Origin of the sequence: Candidatus Accumulibacter sp. ACC003, from assembly GCF_907163085.1 — a bacterium.
GTDB lineage: Bacteria > Pseudomonadota > Gammaproteobacteria > Burkholderiales > Rhodocyclaceae > Accumulibacter.
Genome location: NZ_CAJQTX010000005.1, coordinates 724,291 through 748,546 on the forward strand (window position 1 = coordinate 724,291; position 24,256 = coordinate 748,546).

Genomic DNA, 24,256 nt, shown 5'->3' on the forward strand with positions numbered 1-24,256 from the left:
GTAAAACTTGCTGGCGTGGCTTACCTGGCAGCAGGGACGCTGCCGAAGAGGGCGTCTGGGTTCTTCTGCAAGGCACGGTACAGCGCTTCGGCAACCAGTTGATGGCCAAGGGTGTTGGGGTGGTCGTCCCACTCGGCAAGTCGCACCGCTTCGAGGTCGTGGCCCTGGAAGACGTCGGCGAGGTTGATCACGGCGAAACCAGCGTCGCTGGCGATGCTTACGGTTTCGGGCGTTTCTTCCTGCCAGCTGCCGCCGCGGGCTTGCGGCAGGAAGACCCACAGCGGCTTAATTCCGCGTTCGACGGCACGGTCGACAATCAGCCCATAGACGGTCCGCAAAATCTCGGCGCCGTATGGCTTCAAGAGCTTGAGTGCCTCGGTCTTGTCCATTCCAGCCGTCGCCCCCGAGCGCTCGACGATCGCCGCCAGGGTCGGGTAGGGAATCGGCAAACGCTTCTCAAGCACCTCGGCCAGATAATCCGCCGCGCGGCTGATTTCGCGGCCGGCGGCAACGTAGATCACGCCATTGGGCTGAAGAGTCAGCGCCTTCTCGAAGGAGACCAGGTCTTGTGGTGGCTGATAGCCGGGGACGCCCAAATTGAGCAGTTCGACGTGCTTGAATGCCGTGCTCAGCGGTTCGCGGTTCAGGCGATCCTCGAGCAAGGCCTCGAAGGTGGCGCCGTCGTCGACGCCCCAGCCCATGACCGTCGACGGACCCAGCACGGCAGCACGCAGGGTGTCGGCCGGTCGTTCCTGCGTGTAGTCCTGGTCGCGCATCCCCCAGCGGTTGATGGTGACCGTGCCGTACTTGGTCGTCGAGACGAAGGAAGGAATCAGGTCGGTCTGCGCGAAGCCGCCGACGAAGCGCTTCAGGCCGGCGTTCTCGACGTCGAGCCAGGTGGCCGGTTTTTTCGAGTAGACCTCCCACAGTTGCGAGTTGAAACGGTCGACCGAGAGCAGACCTTCGTAGTAGCCGCGCTCGAGCTTGGCGTTGTCGAGGCGACTCAAGTGAGCCGTGCGCAGCGAATGCACCAGGTTTCCGAAGTCGTTGCCGACGCTGGTGTGCACGCTTTCGATCGAAATCAGAACCAGTCCCAGCGCCCAGGCGACGGTGACCGCGCGATCACGGGCCCAGGGGCGCTTCTCGCTGGCCGGCGCGGCAGTCGCGCTGCCCGGCAGGCTGACGCTGCCGAGGGTAATGACCAGCAGACTGAGCACCGGAAAGAGCAGGACCTCGGCGGTGTACGGCCCGGCCAGGGCTGACCACAGAGCGAGCCAGTCGGTGATCGATTCGCTGGTCCAGAACGACCATAGAATGCAGATGAACCAGAACGTTCCATAGGTCTTGGCGATAGTCAGCGCGGTGCTTCGCCAGGTCTTCTTGGTCTTGCCCAGAGAGCGGCTGCGGCCGTGTTTGATTTCGTAAAGCGAATTGGCTACCACCAGGACGCCGAGTACGGCCCAGAAGAGCATGTCATGCCACGCCAGCAGCCAGCTACCACGCAGCCAGAACCACTGGTACGAATGCAGCAGCCAGGTGAGCAGGAAAACGTATAGCGTGGCAATGATGATCGCCTTGTTGGTGCCCAGGCGCTTCAAGGCAAACACCGCTGGAAAGTAGAAGATCTTCTGCATGAAGTCTTTCCAGTAGATGTTGATGCGCCGCCAGAAGTCGGTGAAGCTCGACGCCAGAAGGTAGCGATTGTGCGTTTCGGGCAGGTTGAAACCGAACAGATGGACCATCCCGACGACGAGGTGAAAAAGCCCTGAAACGCGCAAGTAGAGCATGAAGTTCGCCACCACGTACTGCAGGAACTCGGCCGGTCCGGTGACTTCCGACGGCGCCAGCGTGCCGAAGTAGTAGAAGTAGCGGTACAGGATGAGGTGCACGATGCCGCGGACGATCCAGTCGACGCCCTTCTGATAGGTGAGATAGGCGTCGTTGCTGTAGTGGCTGCGCCGGTAGGTCTTGAAGTCGATGACCGGCAGCAAGGGGAAGCACGCGTTCGGCAGCATAAAGAAATAGCTCAGCGATTGCGCCAGGGTGACTGGCGCCTTGTCGTGGCGCAGATCGTAAAAGTAGGCGATCAAGCGGAACATGAACATCGCTCCGAGGATCGGCCAGATGGCCTCGGACCACGGCGTCGGCAGTAGGCTGGCGCGCTGCGTGACCAACACCGTTGCCAGCCCCAGCAGGATCACGCCGCGCATGCGAAACGACACCGGCAGATGACACGCGCCGATCAGCACCAGGCCGATGCCGATCAGCCAGACGCCGTTGATCAGACCCAGGGTCAGAGGAATGGAGACCAGGCTGAGTGCGCAAAAGAACGGCAGGCGCGCCGGCAGTGGCAGAAAGGCGTGCACTGCAAAGCCGGCAAAGGCCAGCATGGCGAGCATCCTGAAGGCCGGGCTCTCGATTTGAAACTGTCGGAGCAGCAGCAGGATCAGACCCAGCTGCAGCGCCAGCGTCGCGAAATCGCGGAAGCGGATGTGGCCGCGTTGTTCGTTCGCCGGGGTTGCGCGCGCGCCAAGCTGAGCTGCGGCAAGTTTATTGTCCATAGGAGTGGCGATGGCCTTGCTATCAATCAATGGTAAAAATCCTTCAGGCAACGCAGAGCAGTTAGCGCGGGCTCTCAGAGCTGTTGTTGCGCCTGGTGCCGACGTGCAAGAGGCGATCGTTTGCTGAGCACATGCACGCATCGGCGGCCTAGCGAAGGGCAAGTATCCGATCATCGTCCGATGATGGCAAGCGCCGACTCATGCCTTCCGTGGCAAAGTTGGCAGTTCGCTATCTTCCGGCGCTGCGCTTGCGCGCCAAGGTACTGCCCCCTCGCCGATGCCCGGCAAGGCCATCTCCGATACGCCAGCTACCGTCTTCAGCTGACCCGCGGGAGCGCTAGCAAGCGGGATCGGCAGGCGAACTCAGCAGCCGGCTGACGGCGGCCACCCGCGCCACGCGCGCCTGCGCGCCGATCTGCACCGCATCGGCACAGCGGCGCGCGATGGCTGCCACATCGACGTCGCTCGCCGCCGCCAGCGCCTGCCGAAAGAGCGCCGCCGCCGGATAGGCGACGTCATGCCAGCCGAGACGACCGTTGAAGTCGCAGGCGCAGGCTTCAAGCAACTGTTCGAAGCGGCCGGGGCGGCGCAGCGCGTCGCAGCTCTCGAGAACGGCGACGATCGCCGCTGCGCTCAATTGCCGGCCGCGATGGATTTCGCCGTGATGACGCGCCACCAGGATGGCCATTTCCCGGCAATCGGCTGGAACCTTGAGCCGCTTACAGACCTCATCCACCAGTTCAACGCTGCGCGCTTCGTGACCGGGATGACGCGGCAGCTCGCTGGCCGGCGTCGTTCCCTTGCCGAGATCGTGCAGCAGAGCCGCAAAACGGACCGGTAACGCGCAGCCGCGCGCGGCCGACTCGTCGACGACCATCATCACATGCACGCCGGTATCGACCTCCGGGTGGCATTCCGCGCGTTGCGGAACGCCGTACAGACGGTCGACTTCGGGCAGCAATCGGGCCAGCGCGCCGCATTCCCGGAGAATCGCCAACATCCGCGACGGCCTCTCTTCCAGCAGGCCCTTGGCCAGCTCTTGCCAGACGCGTTCGGCAACCAGATGATCGACTTCGCCGTCGGCGACCATGCGGCGCATCAGCGCCAGCGTTTCCGGCGCCACCGTAAAGCGGGCAAAGCGCGCGGCAAAGCGCGCCAGGCGCAGGACACGCACCGGATCCTCGACGAAAGCCGGGCCAACGTGGCGCAGGACTCCGGCCGCCAGGTCGTCGACACCATGGTAGGGATCGATCAGCGTGCCGTCGGCAGCGCGCGCCATAGCGTTGATCGTCAGGTCGCGACGCGCCAGGTCCTCGCGCAGGGTGACCGCCGGTGCGGCGTTGAACGCGAACCCCTTGTAGCCGGGGGCCGTCTTGCGCTCGGTGCGCGCCAGCGCGTACTCCTCGTGCGACTGCGGGTGCAGAAATACCGGGAAGTCCTTGCCGACCGGCTTGAAACCGCGCGCCAGCATAGCCGCCGGCGAAGCGCCGACGACGACGTAGTCGCGATCCTGAACCGGCATGCCGAGCAATTCGTCGCGGATGGCTCCGCCGACGGTGAAGATCTGCATCAGCGCGCCGGCTGCCGCCGGCCGGGTGGCCGCGCTAGTGCTTGAGCGGCTGCTTGCTCAGCGGCCGGCACGGAGACGATAACGATCCAGGCGCAGCTGCCCGATCTCGGTCGGCGACAGGTAGCCGGGGGCGACCGCTTCGAGCGGCGTCGGCTGCCAGTTCGGATAGTCGTGCGAGCCATCGCTGACGCTGTCGACTTCCATCGAGCGCAGGTTGTCGGGCGACATCGGCGGGTTCGGCAACAGCCACAGCAGGCCAGCCTGCAGGTAAGCCCAGCCGCCGTCGCCGAGGTCGATGATCCGCGGCGACTTGCCAAGAAGTTGGCCGGTGTACTCGACCAGTTCGCGCAGGGTATATACCTTGGGGCCGCAGAGATCGTAGGTCTGCCCGAAAGTGCTGCCAAGAGTCAGGCAGTCGACGAAAACCCGCGCCACGTCGCCGACAAAGACCGGCTGAAAGCGCGCGGCGCCACCGCCAAGCGGCAGGATCGGGAACAGCTTGAGCAGCTTGGCAAAGGTGTTGAAGAAGGCATCGTCGGGTCCAAAGATCACCGACGGGCGAAATATCGTGATCTCCAGCTGACCCATGGCGGCGCGAACGATCGCTTCGCCTTCGCCTTTCGAACACAGGTATTCGGATGGTCCATTGAGGGCCGCGTTGAGCGCACTCATGTGCACCAGGCGACGGACGCCGCTGGCCTTCATGGCGTCGATGATCGTCCGCGGCAGATCGACGTGCGCGGCGGCGAAACCCTTGCCGTATGGCAAGCGCGAATCGTTGTCGTGGAGAACGCCAACCAGGTTGATGACAGCGTCCTGGCCCTGCATCAATTCGCCAAGAACCTGCGGATCATGAGCGTTGGCTTCGACCATCCTGACCGTCGGCAGCATGATCAGTTTCTTGGTGTTGTCACGATGGCGGGTCGGTATGGTCACCGCGACGCCACGTTGCGAGAGGCTGCTGGCAATCCAGCCGCCGACAAAACCGCTGCCGCCGATCAACAGCACGTTCTTGAGTTCCATAGCGTCCTACCGGTGAAATGAGTGTCTGGAAAGCGACATTTTAAGGCAAATCCTCGCCCTTGGCCTCGCCGCCGGTGCGCGGCGCGATGACTCCGAGTCGGCTCTTGAGCGTTTGTGCCCGGCCATCAAACAGCGCCGAGTAATACACCGAATTGCTCATCACCTTCTTGACGTAGTCGCGAGTTTCGCTGAAGGGGATCGTTTCAGTGTAGATGGCGCCTTCCAGAGGCGCGTCGGCGCGCCACTTGCGCGCTCGACCGGGGCCAGCGTTATACGCCGCGGAGGCCAATACCGGGTGATTGTCGAGGCTCTCGAGGACCAGGCGCATGTAACTGGTACCGAGTAGCAAATTGACTTCGGTGTCGTTGACCCGGCTCTGCTGGTAATCCTTGAGGCCAATCTTGCCGGCTACCCATTTGGCGGTGGCCGGCATCAGTTGCATCAGCCCGGAAGCGCCGACAGGCGATCGGGCGCCAGCAACAAAGCGGCTCTCCTGGCGCATCAGGCCGTAGACCCAGGCGTCGTCAAGCGCCTGTTGGCGCGCTGCCGAGCGCACCTGATCAGCAAACGGCGCCAGGTAGCGCAAGGAGTAGTCGTGCTCGGAACGGGTGCGGTCGGCGGCGGCAATCGCGCGGTCGAAGATGTCGGCGCGCACGGCGATTTCGGACGCCGTCAGCAGGTCGCGGTCGCTCATTGTCCGCAAGGCGAAGTTCCATTCCCTGACGCCTTCCGAACGCAGTGAGAGGCGAAAGAAGGCCAGCGCGCGGCGCACGCCGGGGTTGGCCTGGACCTGAGCCAACTGCTCCTGGCTTGGCGGCGCGGCCTTCGGCGGCGTCGTGATTGCCCGCCCCAGCTCATCGCTCGCCAGGTTGCCGTAAAAGTCCGGCTGCCCGGCGATCGTCGCGAACAGCGCGTCGGCGTCGCCCAGTCTGCCGCCAGCACGATACGCGCGCCCCAGCCAATAGACCCAGGCCGACTGTGCGGCGAGTTCCGGGGGCATCTTTTCAATGGTCGAGCGGACAGCTCCCCAGTCCTGGGTACGCAGGGCGGCACGCACCTTCCACTCGGCGGCGTCGTCGGAGAGCGGCGCGTCGCCGGCCTGCTGGTACCAGGCCATCGCCTCCGGCAGGTGTTGCTGCGCGGCCTGGCGGCCGATTTGCGTCCACGCCCAGCCTTTTTCAGCGGCCAGCAGCGAAGCAGAAATCCGCTGCAGTTGTTCGGCGGCCATGCGCGGGTCGTTGCGCGCAATGCGCTGAATTGCCAGCACCGCCAGTTCGCGCTGCAGGCGATTGCCGGAGAAGTCACCCGGCAGTCTGATCAGCCAGGGCATTGGCTTGTCGGTGATCGTTTGCGCCAGTTTCTTGTCTGGCGTTTGACTGGGTGGCAGGTAGTTCATGGTGTACAGGGCGGCGGCTATCTTGTTGGCCTCGAACTGCCTGCGGATGCGCGCCCAGACGGCGTCGGCGAGGACGCGCTTGCCGACGATCAACGCTTCGAGCACCGGGTAGCACGGCTCAGGCGGTTCGAGCAGCGTCAGCCACAGTGGCAAGGCGTCGTCGAGCGCGCGCGGATCAGCCCGCGCCAGTCGGCTCTGCAGGGCGTAGCAGCTGAGGCTCTGGTCGGGTTGTGCCAGACGTGGATAGTCGACATCAAACGCCGCCCACTGCTGCTGCTTGGCGAGCTGTCGGAGCCAGTCGATACGCAACTTCTCGGCGACGTAGGTGCCCTGCTGACGCTCGAGGAAGGCGCCAACGTTTGCTGGGTCGGCGTCCTTCAGGTCGAGCAGCAGCTGCCAGTAGTCGACATAAGCGGCGAGTTCGTAGTCTTGCAGCGTTGGCGCCAGGCGCTCCAGCTTGGCCTTGTCGCCAGCGCGGGCGGCGTCGCGCGCGGCGAGAAACTGCTCGTCGGCGGTCACGGCAGCGGCGCCGAACGGCACCAGAAGGTAGCTGACGAGGACAATAAAGACGCTGTCGCGGAACTTCATGATAAGCTGGACTTTCTGAAAAAACTTGTTTTGAGCATATCACATGGCCACCCGGACGACCCCGGGAATCACTGCTGAAGGCCTGGTTGGCAGCCACCTGGCCGACCGGCGCGCGCTGCGCAAAACACTACTCGCGCGCCGCCTGGCCTTGCCGGAGAGCGAATGGCAGCACCTCTCGGGAGCCATCCGTGCGCATTTGCACGACGGCTTTCGGCAACTTTCGCGAATGCGCGTGGCTTTCTGCTGGCCGGTGAAGCAGGAACCGGACCTCCGGCCATTGCTCGAACAGTGGGCCAGCGAAGGGCGGCAGGGCTTCACGGCGCTGCTGCCAGTGGTCATCGACGAGAACCGCCCGTTGGCTTTTCGCGCCTGGTCGCCGGGCACCGCGATGCGTGCCGATCGCTATGGGATTCCGACGCCGGTCGGTGGCGACTTCCTGCTGCCACAAGCGCTGCTGCTACCGGTGAACGGCTTCGACGCCGCCGGCTACCGCATCGGTTACGGCGGCGGTTATTTCGACCGCACGCTGCCCGGGCTGTCGCCGCGACCGCTGGTCGTCGGCGTCGGTTTCGAACTGGCACGTTTGCCGTCGATCGCGCCACAGGCGCACGATCAGCCGCTCGACGCGATGGTCACCGAAGCGGGTATTTTTCGACCCTTGCGCTAGAGAGGGTGGCGGCCACGAACGAAGGCCGCCAGCTCGTCAGGCGGCATCGGCCGCGCCAGCCAGAAGCCCTGTATTTCATCGCAGCCGGCACGGCGCAGCTCCTCGGCGATGTCAGCGTCCTCGACGCCCTCGGCAATCGTCCGCAGCTTGAGACCGTGCGCCATCTGGATGATCGCGCCCACTATCGCGGCGTCGCCCTGATCGCTGAGCAGGTCGCGGACGAAGGGGCGGGCGATCTTCAGCTTATCGACGGCAAAGCGCTTCAGGTAGGCGAGGCTGGAGTAGCCGGTACCGAAATCGTCGACCGATAGCTTGACGCCGAGCGCTTTCAGGCGGCGGGCGGTATCGAGCGTCACCTCGGCGTCCTGGATCATGATCGACTCGGTCAGCTCGAGTTCCAGCCATTCCGAATCGAGGTCGGCGAGGACCAGCGAATTGATCACCGTTTCGACCAGATCGCTACGGCGGAACTGCACGCCGGAAAGATTCACCGCCACCGGAAATGGCGGCAAGCCGGCATCCTGCCAGGCGCGCGCCTGCCGGCAGGCCTCGGCCATGACCCACTTGCCGAGCGGCACGATGAGGCCTGTTTCTTCGGCAATCGGGATGAACTTGGCCGGCGGGACCAAGCCCTGGTCGTCGGTTTGCCAGCGCACCAGCGCTTCGACGCCGGTGATCTGTAGCGAATTCAGGTCGGCCTGCGGCTGGTAGTGGAGTACGAACTCGCCGCGGTCCAGCGCTTGTCGCAGGCGCGTTTCCAGATGCATGTGCTCGACGGCCTGGACGTTCATCTGTTCGGTGAAGAAGCGGTGCGCGTTGCGACCTGCGTGCTTGGCGTGATACATCGCCGTGTCGGCTTTTTGCGTCAGGACGTCGAAGTCTTCGCCGTCGTCGGGGAAAAGAGCGATGCCGATCGAAAATGACGACGACAAAGCATGCTTGTCGATCAGGAAAGGTTCGGCCATGCGCTGTTGAATCTTGTCGGCCAGCCGCGAAACGGCCTCGCCGTCGCGTGCGTCGCGGAGAACGACGACGAACTCGTCGCCGCCCTGACGGCTAATCGTATCGGACTCGCGAACACAGCGTCGCAGCCGCTCGACGACCGCCTTGAGCAGCTTGTCGCCGACCGGGTGTCCGAGCGAATCGTTGATCGTCTTGAAGCGGTCGAGGTCGAGGAACATCAAGGCCACGCGGCCCTGCGATCGCCTGGCCAGGGTCATCGCCTGCTCGGCGCGGTCGCGCAGCAGCAGGCGGTTCGGCAAGCCGGTCAGCGCGTCGTGGTGGGCCAGGAACTCGGCACGCTGCTGCGCGGCCTTGCGCTCGGTAATGTCGGTAAACGTCGCCACGGCGGCGTTCGGCGGCGTCGCATTGCCGGTGCTCAACGGCGAGGCATTGATCAGCAGCCAGCGCACGCTGCCGTCGGCCGAGCGCAAGCCCATCACCACTTCGCGCAGCTCGCGCGCTTCGCGGATGGTGACCACCCAGGGCAGGTCCTCGGGCGGGAAGGGCGTGTCGTCTTCGCGCAGTCGCTCGGCGCCGGCTTGGCCCGCCGCGTCATCCGGCAAGTCTGTTGGCGAGGCCGCAAAGATCTCTTCGGCCGCCGGGTTGGCGAACAGCAGTTCGCCTCCTTCCGACCACAGCATCAAGCCCTCGGCCATTGCGGCCACGACGCCACGGAAGCGACTTTCGCTTTCGTGCAGGCGGTCGATCATCTGCCGCAGTTCGGTAATGTCTTCCTTGATCGCCACATAGTTGGTGGTTCGGCCGTGCGCATCCTGCACCGGGGCGATCAGGGCGCGCTCCAGGTACAGCGAACCGTCACGGCGACGGTTCTCGAACTCGCCGTGCCAGCTGCCACCGGCCTTGATTGTCGCCCACAGCGTGGCATAGGTGCTCAGCGACGTTCGTCCCGACTTGAGGAGGCTCGGCTTCTGGCCAATTACCTCGTCTTTGGCGTAGCCGGTGGTGTCGACGAACTTGGCGTTGACGTACTCGATACGGCCTTCGGTGTCGGTGATGACGATCGTCGCCGGGTTTTGCTCGACCACCAGCGACAATTTGCGTGCCCAGGCTTCGGCCGTGTGGCGCTCGGTGATCTCGTGAAAGATACTCAGCACCGTTTCGCCGCCGCTGTGCGCCGCGGCTTCGGCGACGACGATGCCGTCGAAGAAGCGCGGTCCTTGCCGGGTCGGAAAGCCGAACTCGAGGTGCCGCGAGCGGCCGCTTTGATGGACCGCAGCGAGGGCGGCTTCCCATTGATCGATCAAGGCCGGGTCCAGGCCCGGGTAAGCCTCGAAGACCTGCCGTACGGTCTTGCCGAGAACGCTGCCGGTCGGCAATCCCAACGATTGCTGAAAGGCGCGGTTGGTGAACAGGTGGTGGTATTCGGCATCGTGGCGACTGATGATCGCCGGCAGGTTGTCGACCAGCGTTTCGTACGATTGCTGCCGCTTGCTGAGATCGCTGGTGCGCTGGCGAACAAGATCTTCGGCCATCGCCCGGCGGCTCAGCAGGGCGTGCAGATAGATCAACAGCAGCGCGCTGATCAGCGCTCCGGCCAGCGGTAGATAGCGGACGGTCGGCGACTCGTTGTCGGCGAGCCACGCCTGCGTCGCTTCGACCTGTATCGACCACAGCCGCCGGCCGACCTCCAGATCGGTACGGTACACCTCGACAGAAGTCTGTTCGGGAAGGTCCGCGCCAGCCGAACCGGGAGGCCAGCGGCGAATCACCTGGTGATCCTCGGGCTGGGTGTAGTCAAGCAGCGAGACTTTCAAGCCGGTCTCGGAGTGATCGGCATTCGCCGCGTCGAAAAGCTGCGCCAGGTTCAACACGGCCATCGTGATGCCACGAATCGCCGCGCGCCGCTGATCGCGGGTTGGCGGGATGTCGCCGCCGCGATAGACCGCTGCGACGACGACGACGATATCGGTCTGCCGCTGGTCGATCAGCAGCGGGCCGACATCACTGCTCACCTGTAGGCCGGTATCGATCGCCTGCTCGATCAGCGGCCCGCGATTGGCCGCGGCATGCAGATTGACGCCGATGGCCGACTGGTTGGGCTCCAGCGGTACCGCGTAGAGGACCGGGAAATAGCGCTGGCGCTGCCCCACCGGCGCGACCTGCGGGGAGCCATCGGCGTCGAGTTCGCTGATCGCGAAAGTCTCGCCCCATATTCGCCGGGAACGCTCTTCGAAGGCGGCGCGATCGGCGGCCTCGACCAGCGGTAACCAGCCAAAGCCGCGCATGCCCTGGTCGCCGACCATCGGCCCGGCGAATTTCCGAAAAGTGTCCCAGTCGACGGTCTCGACGCTGCTGAACAGGCGTTGCAGCGTCGTCAGGTTGTCGAGTTGATCGACAATACGCTGGCGGATGAGGTCGCTGCGGACGCCCGCTTCCTGCCGAAAGCGTTGCTCAAGCCGTTCCCGGGCCGCATCCGCCAGCGATTTGCTGACCCAGCCGGTAATCGACAGGGACACCAGCGCGACGCCCAACAGGATCGCCCAGCGACCGGACCACAGCCTATGCAAAAAGGGAAACGGCGCCATTTGTTCGAGCTCGCCCGTGTCGGCATTCAAAGTCTTGCATGCTAGGCGCGCTACCGACCGAAAGCAACGTGCTCGCCGCTCATGAACTTCACTGCGGCAATTGTGCGCACGCCGACAGCATCCGCGCCAGTGCCGCTTCAAGCGTTGCGCGCGGGCAGCCGAAATTGAGCCTGAGCCAACCGGGCAGACCGAAATCAAGGCCGTTGGAAAGACCAACGCCAGCGGCCTCGAAAAAGGCGGTCGGGTCGGCGACGCCCAGAGAACGCGCATCGATCCACGCCAGGTAGGTCGCTTCGACGTGGCTCATGCGCAGGCCAGGCATGCCGCCGATCGCCGCCGTGAGGCGATCGCGATGGCCTCGCAGAACCTTGATCAGCGCCTGCTGCCAGTCGTCGCAGTCACGATAGGCGGCTTCCGTGGCCACCAGACCGAGGACATTCACGTGTGGCACGATGCCGCGCATGGCGGCGCTGAAGCGCCGCCGCAGCGCCACCTCGGGAATGATCGCAAAGGCGCAACCGAGCGCCGGAATGTTCCAGGTTTTCGAGGGCGCCATCAGGGTGATGCTGCGCTGCGCGAGGTCGGCGTCGATCATCGCCAGCGGGATGTGCCGGCGGTGCTCGTCGAGCACCAGGCCGCAGTGGATTTCGTCCGAGCAGACGAGCAGCTGCTGGCGTTTGCAGAAGGCGGCGATGGCTGCCAGCTCGGCCTCGTCCCAGGCGCGGCCGACCGGGTTGTGCGGGTGACAAAGCAGCAGTAGGCGGCTGCTCGGGGTCGCCGCCGCCGCCAGCGCCGCCAGGTCCCAGCCCCAGCGACCGCCAGACAGCCGCAGCGGCGCCGTCGCCAGCTGCCGGCCGGAGTAGCGCGGGGCCGACAGAAAAGGGGGATAGATCGGCGTCGCGGTCAGCACATCGCCATCGACTGCTCGACAGGCAATATTGAGACCGCTGACCATCCCCGGCAACCACACCAGCCAGTCGGCCTCGACGCGCCAGCCGTAAGTGCGGCGCAGGTGGCCGAGGACCGCCTCGTAGAGCGATGGCGACGGCTCGGCGTAGCCGAAACAGCCCTGCGCGACGCGCTTCTCGAGCGCGCTGATGATCGCTGGCGGCGCGACAAAATCCATGTCGGCGACCCACAGCGGCAGCACGTCGCGGCCAGCGTACTTGTTCCACTTGAGCGAATCACCGCCGCGACGCTCGATCACCTGCTCGAAGTCAAAGCCGTCCATCGCCGCGCTCCCCTTACACCTCGAGATGCGCGTACAGCGGTGTAGACAGGTAGCGCTCGCCGAACGAAGGGATGACGACGACCGTCAGCTTGCCGGCGTTCTGCGGCCGACGCGCAACTTCCATCGCCGCCCAGACCGCCGCCCCGGACGAAATTCCTACCAACAGGCCCTCTTCGGTCGCCAGCCGGCGGGCGATGGCGAAGGCATCGTCGGCGGTGACTCGCAACACCTCGTCGTAGATGCCGGTGTTCAGCACCTGCGGGACGAAGCCGGCGCCAATCCCCTGAATCGGATGTGGCCCTTTGGCGCCGCCTGACAGCACCGGTGACGCGTCGGGTTCGACGGCGATCACCTGCACGCCGGGCTTCTTGTCCTTGAGGACTTCGCCGACGCCGGTAATGGTGCCGCCGGTGCCGACCCCCGCGACAAAGATGTCGACCTGACCATGCGTGTCGCGCCAGATCTCTTCGGCGGTCGTTGCCCGGTGAATCGCCGGATTGGCCGGGTTCTCGAACTGCTGCGGGATGAAATAGCGTGCGTCGGCGGCGGCCATTTCTTCGGCGCGGCGGATCGCTCCGGCCATGCCGTCGGGCCCCGGCGTGAGCACCAGTTCGGCGCCGTAAGCCTTGAGCAGCAGGCGGCGTTCACGGCTCATCGTTTCCGGCATGACGAAGCAACACTTGATGCCGCGCGCCGCGCAAACCATCGCCAGACCGATGCCGGTGTTCCCCGAGGTCGGTTCGAGAACGATCGTTTCCGGGCCGATCTGGCCGGCGCCCTGCGCCGCGTCGATCATCGCCAGAGCGATGCGATCCTTGACGCTATGCGCCGGATTGCAGAACTCCAGCTTGGCGACGATGGTCCCGTCGATGTCTGCTGCGATCCGGTGCAATCTGACGAGTGGGGTATTACCGATCAGCTCGGTGACGCTGTTGGCGATGTTCATGGTCATCTTGAAGGTCTCCTCTAAAGCCGTCTGGGCAGGCTGGTTTAGTCACGAAAAGTGGCGTTCCGAGTGCTCGCTGCGTCGCCAGCCAGAGCGCGCTGGCGCAGGGCACATCAAGCGAGGAACAGTTTGTAGGCCTGATTGTGGCTCTCGTTCCAATGCGCGTAACCGAGCTTCTTCAGGAATTCCTCAAAGGCTCCCATGTCACTCGGCGGTACCTGCATGCCGACCAGCACGCGACCGTAGTCGGCACCGTGGTTGCGGTAATGAAAGAGGCTGATGTTCCAGCCGGCGCTCATGCTGTTGAGGAAGTTCATCAGCGCACCGGGGCGCTCGGGAAACTCGAAGCGATAGAGGATTTCGTGGTCGACCCGCGGCGAGTGGCCGCCAACCAGGTGGCGGATATGACCCTTGGCCATTTCGTCATCGGTCAGATCGAGCGCCGCGTAATGGTGCTTGTGCAGCTGCTCGAGCAGCTTCATCGACTCGGCGCGCGACGCGACCTGAATGCCGACGAAGACGTGCGCCTCTTGCGGGTCGTTGTAGCGATAGTTGAACTCGGTGATGTTGCGCGAACCGATCAGCGCGACGAACTTCTTGTAGGCGCCGGGACGCTCGGGCAAGGTGACGGCAAAGACGGCTTCACGCTGTTCGCCAAGCTCGGCGCGCTCGGCGACAAAGCGCAGGCGGTCGAAGTTGAGGTTGGCGCCGGAGGCGATGACCACCAGAGTCTTGTCTTTCAGCTTGTGCGCTCTGGCGTACTCCTTGGCACCGGCCAGCGCCAGCGCACCAGCGGGTTCGAGCACCGCCCGGGTGTCCTCGAAAACGTCCTTGATGGCCGCGCAAATGGCGTCGTTACTGACCAGGACCATCTCATCGACGTACATCTGACAGAGCCGGAACGTTTCCTCGCCCACGAATTTGACCGCCGCACCATCGGCGAACAGACCGACGTGATCGAGCCGGACGCGCTGGCCAGCTTTCAGCGAACGGGCCATGGCGTCGGCGTCGTTGGCTTCGACACCGATGATTCGGGTTTCCGGCCGGAGCCGCTTGATGTAGGCGGCAACGCCGGAAATCAGTCCGCCGCCACCGACGCAGCAGAATACGGCATGAATCGGCTGCGCGTGCTGGCGGAGGATTTCCATGCCGATGGTCCCTTGCCCGGCGATGACGTCGGGGTCATCGAAGGGGTGCACGAAGCTCAGCTTTTCGGCTTTCTCGAGCTCCAGTGCATGCGCGTAGGCGTCGTCGAAGGAATCGCCGGCGAGCACCACCTCGCCACCGCGTGCGCGCACCGCCTGGATCTTGATCTGCGGCGTCGTCGTCGGCATGACGATCACGGCGCGGCAGCCGACCTTGGCCGCCGCCAGCGCGACACCTTGGGCGTGGTTGCCGGCCGACGCGCAAATCACCCCGCGTTTGAGCTTTTCGGCCGGCAGATGAATGATCTTGTTGTACGCGCCGCGCAACTTGAAGGAAAAAACCGGCTGCAGGTCCTCGCGCTTCAGAAGGATACGGTTGCCGGTGCGCGCCGACAGGCTTGGCGCGAAGTCCAGAGGCGTTTCGATCGCAACGTCGTAGACCTGCGCATTGAGGATTTTTTCGAGGTAGTCCGTTGGCATGGCGGCAGCGGGAGCGTTCCCTTGCGGAAACCGGCGATTCTAGCAGCAGAAGCGCGTGATCGTCTCAGCGAGCTCTGATGCGGCCTTTCCGGAACAGCGTCACCGCTGCCGCGACCATGCCCTGCACACTGCCGGCGGCGTCGAACTGTTGCCGGAGAAAGCTGGCGTGGTTGCCTTCGGAAGAGATCGCCTGCTGCAACTCGTCGAGCGCGGCCTGGCTACCGAGGACTCGCGCGTGTGGCGCCACGCGGCGCAAGGTAGCGACAATGTCGTCACGCAGCGGCAAACTCTGGTGGTTTCTTGGATGGACCAGGACGCCGTCGAGTCCGAAGCGGCACGCTTGAAAGCGGTTGTAGTTATAGACCAGATAATCGTCCTCGATTGGCGCGGCTTCGTCGCCTTGCAGGAGCATCCGGCACAGGGCCTGCAAGTAGGCGGCCAGGGCTGCGGCGCGTTCGACGGTCAGTGGCGTATCACAGACGCGCAGCTCGATGGTGCCGTACTCGGGCTGCGGGCGAATATCCCAATAGAAATCCTTCATGTTCTTGACGACGCCCGTCTTCTCCATCTTGGCGAAATAGTCGTGCTCGAATTCGTGCCAGTCGAAGATCAAGGGCGCGCGGCCGCTGAGCGGAAAAGCGAAAACCGAGTTCAGGCGCGCCGAGTCGAAGCGCGTGTCGACGCCCTGAAAGAATGGCGACGAGGCCGACAAGGCGATGAAGTGCGGCAGGTAGCGATTCAGGGCATGTAGCAGGTAAAGGCTCTGGTCGGCACTGGCGCAGCCGATGTGTACATGCTGACCAAAGACGGTGAATTGTTTGGCCAGATAGCCGTACAAGCTCGATAGCTGCAGGAAGCGAGGCTTTGCCGAGATGCGCCGCTCGGACCAGCGCTGAAACGGGTGCGTGCCGCCACCGCAGACGGCGACGTTGAGGCGGTCGCTGGCGACCACCAGTTGGTCACGGATGCGGCGAAGTTGCTCCAGGAGCTGCTCGTGGTGGCGATGCACGTCGGTTGCGACCTCGATCATGCTTTCGGTGATCTCGAGCTTCACCTCGCCGGGAAATTTCTTCGCCTGCAGCAGGTGGAGGATGTCGCTGGCCGAGCCCGAAAGGTCGAAATCGGTCCAGTTGACCAGCTGCAGTTCGAGTTCGACGCCCATGGTCAGAGCTTCGCCGGCCTTGAAGGCGGTGAGCGCCATCGTCAGGGAGCGTCCAGGTGACGCGTTTCGCCGGCCCAGATCAAGGCGCGCTGGCTGACCAGCGGGCCGAATACCTCGAGCAGCAGGGCGATGGCGACCAGGCCGGTGACCTGGTCGAGCGCGTAGAGATGAAGATGACGTGTCGGTTCGAGCAGCACGATGACCAGTACCGACATCGGCGTCATCGCCAGTCCGGTCAGCGCGCCTTTGCGCCAGGTGGTGCCGCTGAGCCGCGCGAAGAGCGTCACCGCCGCGGTCTTGACGGTCAGGCGTACGAGAACGATGGCCAGCACCATGCCGATGGCCGTCGGCGCAGGTCGCCAGTCGAGCGAGGCGGCGACGAAAACGAACAGCAGAACCGTCAGCAGGTCGCCGAGCGTGCCGAAGTTGCTCTGCGCCTTCGACAGAATCACCCGCCGGTGCCGGGCGACCAGCCCGAAAGCCAGCGCCGCCAGCATTGGCGAGAAGGCCAGGGCGTGCGTCAGAGCGGTGAGCAGCAAGGTAGCGACGGCGAAGGCGGCCGTTGCGTGCCGCTCGACGTCGCCGATCTGGCGCAGCAGGGCCGGCACGGCAACGCCGAAAAGCCCGCCGATGGCCACCGAAACGACGAACTCGCCGAGGCTGTTCCATATCGCTCCGAAGGCGCTGTCGATGCTCGCCAGCAGCCAATAGCCGACGACTGCCTTGAAGGTGAGGACCGACAGGACGCAGTTGACTGCGGTCAGGTGCAAGGCGCGCTCGGTCACCTGACCGGAACTGCCGACTTCGTTGGCCACTCGCAGCACGGCCGCCGGCGAAGTCGACATGGCCAGCGCCGACAGCAACAGCGCCGGCACCGGCGCGATGGAGAACGCGCGCGCCAGCGCAAACACAGCCAGAAAGGTACTCAGCGCTTCGAGTACGCCGCTTGCTCCCAGCCATGGATTGACGCGCAGCCAGCGCAAATTGATTCGGTAGCCGAGCTCGAAGAGGATCAAGGCGAAAGCAAAGTGCGCCAGCAGCGTCACCGGCCCGCCCGACGGGTCGGCGAGAAAGCCGCCCTGGTTGGCCGCCATAAGAAAGCCGGCGATGCCGTAACTGCTGATTCGCGGCAGCGACAGCAAGCGATAAGCGAGCTCGCCGACGGTCCAGGCGACGGCAATCGCCAGCGGCCAGGCGACGGCGATCAACAGCGTCTGCAGAGTCTCGGGTATCACGTCTTCTTAATGTAAAAGTCGCGTACGCGACTCTCGAAACTCCCTTCTCCCCTTGCGGGAGAAGGGCCAGGGGTGAGGCGGGGAATTCAGGGAGCCTGCTCCCTGCCCGGCGAACGATTCCCGCGTGCAAGCCGGAATGCGCACTGCAAGTGAGAGGGGAGCGGTCATTACTTTCATGATCTGGGGTATCTCGACATGTCATGACCGTTAGCCACGCGCCGGCACGCGGCAACGGGCGAGTCCTTGGCCGCAGCGCGCCATCGTGATGACGCCATCGGGCGACTTTCTTGCCGCTGCCGGCTGCCTGCGCGTGCCGCGGTCGGCGGCCGGCCGATGGCTCTGGCAGTGCCTCCAGGCAGCGTCCGCCGCTTGCCAAGCGCCCTGTTCAATGCGCGGTCGGTGTTCCTGAGCATTGAATTTTCCGAAGTTTGTTGCCACAGAATACCCGAGGAGCTCAGGGCAAACCAGTGGAATCTCGGTGCCACCGCCGCCGTGCCCGTCTCGTGGCGCGAGCGGATTGCCATCAGTCGGCGCGGCTTCGGCAAGCGGCGCTGTGATGCTGCATTGCAGTAAGCTAAACTCCGCCCTTTGCCGGCAGTCGAGGAAATCGATGAACGCACGTCTGCGCGAAATCCCCTATAACTACACCTCGTTTTCCGACCGCGAGATCGTTATTCGCTTGCTCGGAGCCGAGCAGTGGGCGCTGCTCGAGCAGCTGCGAGCCGAACGCGTCACCGGCCGCTCGGCGCGGATGCTCTACGAGGTGCTCGGCGATATCTGGGTCGTCCAGCGCAACCCGTATCTCGAGGACGATCTGCTGGCCAAGCGCGACCGACGGCTGGCGCTCGTCGAGGCGCTTCGTCACCGCCTGCGGGAAATCGAGAAGCGTCGCCAGGGCAACGACCGCGTCTCGCCGCTGATCGTCGCGGCGACGGCGGCGGTCGATGCCTTCGAGCGTCACTTCGACGACACCGCCAGGCTGCGCGCCCGGGTCAGGAGGGCGCTGCTCAGGCACACCCGCCGGGATAACATCGCCTTCGACGGCCTGGCGCGCGTTTCGCACGTCACCGACGCCACCGACTGGCGCGTCGAGTACCCCTTTGTCGTTCTGCACCCGGACAATGAAGACGAGATTGGCCCGCTGGTGCGCGCCTGTATCAAGCTCGGGTTGACGATCATTCCGCGCGGCGGCGGCACTGGTTACACCGGCGGCGCGATTCCGATGACGCCGCTGTCGGCGGTGATCAATACCGAAAAACTGCTCGCTATCGGCGAGGTCGAGGAACGGCTGCTACCAGGCTGCGATCGCCCGTACGCGACGATTCGTACCGGCGCCGGCGTCGTCACTGCCCGCGTCGCCGAAGCCGCGACGGCGGCTGGCCGGGTTTTCGCCGTTGACCCGACTTCGGCCGATGCCTCGTGTATCGGCGGCAACATCGCGATGAATGCTGGCGGCAAGAAAGCGGTGTTGTGGGGGACGGCGGTCGACAATCTGGCATGGTGGCGCCTGGTCGATCCGAGCGGGCACCTGCTGGAAGTGACGCGGATTGGGCATAACTTCGGCAAGATCCACGAGCAGGAGCTGGTGTCCTTCGAGATCAGACGCTTCCGCAAGGACGGCAAAACGCTCTACGGGCAGCCCGAAATTCTCGCCATACCCGGTCGAGTATTTCGCAAGGCGGGTCTCGGCAAGGACGTCACCGACAAGTTCCTCGCCGGTCTTCCCGGCGTTCAGAAAGAAGGGACCGACGGTCTGATCGTGGCCGCACGCTGGCTTCTGCACCGCATGCCGCAACACGCGCGCACCGTTTGCCTGGAGTTTTTCGGGCAGGTCCGCGAGGCGGTGCCGGCGATCGTCGAGATCACCGATCATTTTCAGCCAGGTGGCGGCGGTCAAAGCGCCGGCGTCCTGCTCGCCGGCCTCGAACACCTTGATGAGCGCTACCTGCGAGCGGTCGGCTACGCGACCAAGGCCAAGCGTCGGGCCGAGAATGCCGGCCGGCCGAAAATGGTCCTGATCGGCGATCTTGTGGGTGACGACGAGGACGCCGTGATGAGCGCCGCGTCAGAAGTGGTCCGCCTGTGCAATCTGCGTGGCGCCGAAGGCTTCATCGCCGTGGACGCCGAAACCCGCAAGCGATTCTGGCTCGATCGCGCTCGCACCGCGGCCATTTCACGCCACACCAACGCCTTCAAGCTCAATGAAGATGTGGTGATTCCGCTGCCACGGATGGGTGAGTACTGCGACGGTATCGAGCGCATCAACGTCGAGCTGTCGATCGCCAACAAGCTGGCGCTGTGCGACGCGCTGGCCGCATTTCTGCGCGGCGAGCTGCCGCTACACCGCGGTGACAGCGACCTCGACAAGGAGCTGCTGATCGGCGACCGGCGAGCGACGGCTCTCGAAACGGTCGCCAGCGTCCGCCGCCGCTGGCAGTGGCTGCTCGACAGTCTCGACCGGCCGCTGCCGGAAGCCGAAGCACGCTTTGCCGAATTCGGCGTGCACGCCGGCGAGCTGAAAAACCGGGCGCCCAGCCCGACGCTCTTCCATCGCCTGCAGGATTACTCGCTGCGCGTTTCGTGGAAGAGCGAACTGAAACCACAGCTCGCCGATATTTTCGACGGCGTCGTTTATCGGCCGCTGCGCGAACGGATCGTCGCCATCCACCAGGAAACGCTGCGTAGCCGTCTTTTCGTAGCGCTGCACATGCACGCCGGCGACGGCAACGTGCATACCAATATTCCGGTCAACTCCGACCACTACGAAATGCTGCAAGCCGCCTACGCCGTAGTCGAGCGGATCATGGCGCTGGCGCGGGCGCTCGACGGCGTCGTTTCTGGCGAGCACGGCATCGGTATCACCAAGCTGGAATTCCTCAGCGACGACGAGATGCGTCCGTTCCGTGACTACAAGGCGAGGGTTGACCCCGAGGGGCACTTCAACAAGGGCAAGTTGCTGCCTGGCGCCGACCTGAGCAGGGCTTATACGCCGTCGTTTTCGCTGCTCGGCACCGAGTCGCTGATCATGGAGCAATCGGAGATCGGCCACATCTCGACGATGGTCAAGGACTGTCTGCGTTGCGGCAAATGCAAGCCGGTGTGTTCGACGCACGTGCCGCGCGCCAACCTGCTGTACTCGCCGCGCAACAAGATCCTCGCTACCTCCCTGCTGATCGAAGCCTTCCTCTACGAGGAACAGACCCGGCGCGGCGTTTCGCTGAAGCATTTCGAGGAGTTCAACGACGTCGCCGATCACTGCACGATCTGCCACAAGTGCGCGACGCCGTGCCCGGTCGACATCGACTTCGGCGATGTCTCGATCCGCATGCGCAATCTGCTGCGCGAACAGGGCAAGAAGAAATTCGTCCCGGCCAAGGCCGCGGCGATGGCCTTTCTGACGATCAAGGACCCGGCGACGATCAAGCTGGTGCGCAAGCTGATGATCGACTGGGGCTATCGCGCGCAGCGCCTGGCGTACCGTGCCGCGAAGTCGCTGGGGCTGACCCAGGGGCAGACGCGGCAACCGCCGGCAACGCTGGGCGCGCCGGCACTGAGATCGCAGATCATCCACTTCATCAACAAGCCGATGCCCGGCGGCTTGCCCAAGCGCACGGCGCGCGCCCTGCTTGACATCGAGGACGACCGCATCGTGCCGGTGATCCGCGACCCGCACAAGGTTGCCGCGCCCGATTACGACGGCGATGCCGTGTTCTACTTTCCCGGCTGCGGCTCCGAGCGGCTGTTCTCACAAGTGGCCCTGGCGACACAGGCCATCCTCTACGAAATCGGCGCACAGACGGTGCTGCCGCCGGGCTACCTGTGCTGCGGCTACCCGCAGACAGCCGCCGGCGAAGCCGACCAGGGGCTGGCGATCACCACCGACAACCGGGTGCTCTTCCACCGCGTCGCCAATACGCTGAACTATCTGGATATCAAGACGGTGATCGTTTCGTGTGGCACGTGCATGGACCAGCTCGAGAAATACCACTTCGAGCAGATCTTTCCCGGCTGCCGTTTGCTCGATATTCACGAATATCTGCTGGAGAAGGGCGTCACGCTCGACGGTGTCAGCGGCACGCGCTACATGTACCACGACCCCTGTCACGTGCCGATGCGAACGATGGCCGGGATCAAGGTGGTCAACGCCTTGATGGCGCAGCCGGTCGAGCTCTCCGAGCGCTGCTGCGGCGAGTCCGGGACGCTGGCGGTGACGCGTCCCGACGTGTCGACGCAGGTGCGCTTCCGCAAGCAGGAGGAAATCGAAAAGGGCGTTGGCAAGTTGCGGGCCGACGGTTTCGCCGGCGAGGTCAAGTTGCTCACCTCGTGCCCGTCGTGCCTGCAAGGTCTGTCGCGCTACAACGACGACAGCGGCACCGACGCCGACTACATCGTCGTCGAGATGGTCAAACGGCTGCTCGGCGACGACTGGATGGCGCGTTACGTCAGTCGCGCCAACAATGGTGGCATCGAGCGGGTGCTGCTCTAGTCGCTGGCACGACGCGGCGCAGCCGCCGCGCCGCGTCGTGCCCGGTGCAGCAAGGCGCCAGCTGCAGCGCTTTTGACGAGCATTCGGGTTAGAATGCCGGCCACACCGCGGCTGCCCGAATCGGCAACACTACCGGATCTGCAGCGGCTTTTTTCTGTCCCTGCTCGTCTCGGATTTGCCCGTGCGTGGCCAGTCTCGGCAGATCCGGAAGGCTGGTGATCAACATCGTAAAGCTGCCTGGATCGTCGTCGGTTGTCGCACGTTCGCGGGGATTTCTCTCGGAGAACCGGTTCGCGCCGGCGCTGTTCGTTCTCGGCGTCCTGATCACCGGTTTCGGCTTGCTGATGCTGATCCCGCTGGCGATCTCGTGGCTGACCGCCGACGGCGCGCACGGCGCCTACGATGAGGCCGTACTGATCACCGTCGCCTGCGGTTCGCTGCTGTCGCTGTCGGTGGGCCGCCAGCAGCGCGAGATGCGGGTCCGCGAGAGTTTCTTGCTGGTCGCGCTGATCTGGTCGTTGTTGCCGGCTTTCGGGGCGCTGCCTCTTTACCTGCACATTGACGGTCTGTCGTGGACCGACGCTTATTTCGAAGCCGTCTCGGGCCTCACGGCAACCGGCGCAACGGTCTTGTCGGGGCTTGACGCGCTGCCGCTGTCGATCAACTTCTGGCGCACTTTCATGCACTGGATCGGCGGCCTCGGCGTCGTCGTTCTTGCCGTTGCCGTTTTGCCCTTGCTCGGTTTCGGCGGGCGCGGCATGCTTCGGGCCGAAACGCCGGGTCCGATGAAGGACTCGAAGATCACGCCACGGATCACCGAAACCGCCAAGGGCCTGTGGGTGGTCTATGTGATTCTCACCGTCGCCTGTGGCGCCACCCTTTACCAGATGGGGATGGGCGGCTGGGACGCGATGATGCACGCCTTCTCGATCATGGGTCTCGGCGGTTTCTCGAGCAAGGACGCCAGCCTTGGCCACTTCGACAGCCTGGACATCGAACTGGTGGTCATGGTCTTCGCCTTGCTCGCCGGTATCAGTTTCAGCACGCACTTCCTCGCTTTTTCGCAACGCTCGCTGCGCGCCTATCGCGTCGACATCGAGGCGCACTATTTCCTCGGCACGCTCGCCCTGAGCATCCTGGCGCTGTCGCTCTACCTATGGCCGACCGGGATTTACCCCGATTTCCCGACGACGCTGCGCTATGTCGCGTTCCACTCGGTTTCCCTGGCCACCTCGCTCGGCTTCGCGACGACTGACTACGTACTGTGGTCTTTGTTCGGGCAGCTGTGGATCCTTTTCCTCGGCAGTTTCGTCGCCTGCTCGGGGTCGGCCGGCGGCGGTATCAAAATGATGCGCGCGATAGTCCTCTACAAGCAGGTGTCTCGCGAACTGATGCGCGCCATGCACCCGCGCGGATTGCAGCCCGTACGCTTCGGCGAGACGGTGATTCCCGACCCGGTGCTGCACGCCATTCTCGGCTTCATGTTCATCTACGTGGTCAGCATCGTCTTGCTGACGCTGCTGATGGTCGCCACGCATCTCGATATCATCACCGCTTTCTCGGCGGTCGTCGCCTGCCTGAACAACACCGGCCCCGGCCTCAATCTGGTCGGTCCGTCGACGACCTACGCCGTCCTGACCGACTTCCAGACCTGGGTATGCACCTGGGCGATGCTGCTCGGGCGTCTGGAGATCTTCACCTTGCTGGTGCTTCTGATGCCGGCTTTCTGGCGGCGCTAGCCGTTCGCGCGACGTTCTGCAAGGGGCCGGCGCCGAGGCCCGTCCGCGCCTCGCCAGAGGCGACCACGCGATCTCGAGATGGTTCGCGGACCCATCCAACTTTCTGATCTGATGTCAGCTTCCAGTAAGAATCGACATCAATAATCGCCCCGGTGGTTCCCTTGGGCACTTCGGGAGCCGCCAAGTTGATCAAAATAAAATTGGAGGAGGTAATCATGGAAGACAGCGCAAAGGCCTATTGGTCGGCGACCCTCGGGTTGTTGGGCAAGATCCTGGTCGTGTGGTTTCTGGTCTCGTTCGGTGCCGGCATCCTGTTCGCGCCGGCACTGAATAGCATTCATCTGGGTGGCTATCCCCTGGGCTTCTGGTTTGCCCAACAGGGGGCGATGTACATATTCATCGCGCTGATCTTCTACTATCGGAAGAAGATGGGCGAAATCGACCGTCAATTCGACGTTCACGAAGAATAAGGGGCCAAT

General features: G+C 64.3%; 13 protein-coding genes and 1 pseudogene. 4 read left to right on the top strand and 10 right to left on the bottom strand.

Annotation, left to right across the window (positions count from 1 at the left end; genetic code table 11):
- Positions 1-20: 20 nt before the first annotated feature.
- From QZ656_RS13115 to QZ656_RS13130, 4 genes are all read right to left on the bottom strand, one after another.
- Complete coding sequence (locus QZ656_RS13115) at positions 21-2,591, bottom strand: hypothetical protein (RefSeq protein ID WP_291993806.1); 2,571 nt, start codon at positions 2,589-2,591, stop codon at positions 21-23.
- 307 nt (positions 2,592-2,898) lie between these two features.
- Complete coding sequence (locus QZ656_RS13120) at positions 2,899-4,131, bottom strand: multifunctional CCA addition/repair protein (protein ID WP_291993807.1); 1,233 nt, start codon at positions 4,129-4,131, stop codon at positions 2,899-2,901.
- A gap of 57 nt (positions 4,132-4,188) precedes the next feature.
- Complete coding sequence (locus QZ656_RS13125; protein ID WP_291993808.1) at positions 4,189-5,154, bottom strand: complex I NDUFA9 subunit family protein; 966 nt, start codon at positions 5,152-5,154, stop codon at positions 4,189-4,191.
- A gap of 40 nt (positions 5,155-5,194) precedes the next feature.
- On the bottom strand, positions 5,195-7,138 hold the full coding sequence (locus QZ656_RS13130; RefSeq protein WP_291993809.1) for a lytic transglycosylase domain-containing protein: 1,944 nt from the start codon (positions 7,136-7,138) through the stop codon (positions 5,195-5,197).
- 43 nt (positions 7,139-7,181) lie between these two features.
- On the opposite strand from QZ656_RS13130, the gene QZ656_RS13135 reads away from it, so the two are divergent.
- Positions 7,182-7,805, top strand: a complete 624-nt coding sequence (locus QZ656_RS13135) for a 5-formyltetrahydrofolate cyclo-ligase (RefSeq protein ID WP_291993810.1) — start codon at positions 7,182-7,184, stop codon at positions 7,803-7,805.
- Here QZ656_RS13135 and QZ656_RS13140 read toward each other — a convergent pair.
- The 6 genes and pseudogenes from QZ656_RS13140 to QZ656_RS13165 form a co-directional block, all read right to left on the bottom strand.
- Positions 7,802-11,383: an EAL domain-containing protein gene (locus QZ656_RS13140; RefSeq protein ID WP_291993811.1), complete on the bottom strand. Its 3,582-nt coding sequence runs from the start codon at positions 11,381-11,383 to the stop codon at positions 7,802-7,804. The genes QZ656_RS13135 and QZ656_RS13140 overlap by 4 nt on opposite strands.
- Before the next feature lie 58 nt (positions 11,384-11,441).
- Positions 11,442-12,584, bottom strand: coding sequence for a PatB family C-S lyase (locus QZ656_RS13145; RefSeq protein ID WP_291993812.1), 1,143 nt, complete (start codon positions 12,582-12,584; stop codon positions 11,442-11,444).
- Between the two features lie 13 nt (positions 12,585-12,597).
- Positions 12,598-13,530, bottom strand: coding sequence for a cysteine synthase A (gene cysK / locus QZ656_RS13150; RefSeq protein WP_291993853.1), 933 nt, complete (start codon positions 13,528-13,530; stop codon positions 12,598-12,600).
- Positions 13,531-13,643: 113 nt separating this feature from the next.
- Positions 13,644-15,161 (bottom strand): annotated as a pseudogene (ilvA, locus tag QZ656_RS13155) (threonine ammonia-lyase, biosynthetic); the annotation flags it as partial.
- 58 nt (positions 15,162-15,219) lie between these two features.
- Positions 15,220-16,356: a YbdK family carboxylate-amine ligase gene (locus tag QZ656_RS13160; protein ID WP_291993813.1), complete on the bottom strand. Its 1,137-nt coding sequence runs from the start codon at positions 16,354-16,356 to the stop codon at positions 15,220-15,222.
- 2 nt (positions 16,357-16,358) lie between these two features.
- Positions 16,359-17,552, bottom strand: a complete 1,194-nt coding sequence (locus tag QZ656_RS13165; RefSeq protein ID WP_366522157.1) for a cation:proton antiporter — start codon at positions 17,550-17,552, stop codon at positions 16,359-16,361.
- 610 nt (positions 17,553-18,162) lie between these two features.
- Between QZ656_RS13165 and QZ656_RS13170 the strand changes: the two genes are divergently transcribed.
- The 3 genes from QZ656_RS13170 to QZ656_RS13180 all read left to right on the top strand — a co-directional run bounded on the left by QZ656_RS13170 (position 18,163) and on the right by QZ656_RS13180 (position 24,247).
- Positions 18,163-22,038, top strand: a complete 3,876-nt coding sequence (locus QZ656_RS13170; protein ID WP_291993814.1) for a DUF3683 domain-containing protein — start codon at positions 18,163-18,165, stop codon at positions 22,036-22,038.
- A gap of 302 nt (positions 22,039-22,340) precedes the next feature.
- Positions 22,341-23,777: a potassium transporter TrkG gene (locus QZ656_RS13175; RefSeq protein ID WP_291993855.1), complete on the top strand. Its 1,437-nt coding sequence runs from the start codon at positions 22,341-22,343 to the stop codon at positions 23,775-23,777.
- A 215-nt stretch (positions 23,778-23,992) separates the two neighbouring features.
- On the top strand, positions 23,993-24,247 hold the full coding sequence (locus QZ656_RS13180) for a DUF4212 domain-containing protein (protein WP_291993815.1): 255 nt from the start codon (positions 23,993-23,995) through the stop codon (positions 24,245-24,247).
- The last annotated feature ends 9 nt before the right edge of the window (positions 24,248-24,256 follow it).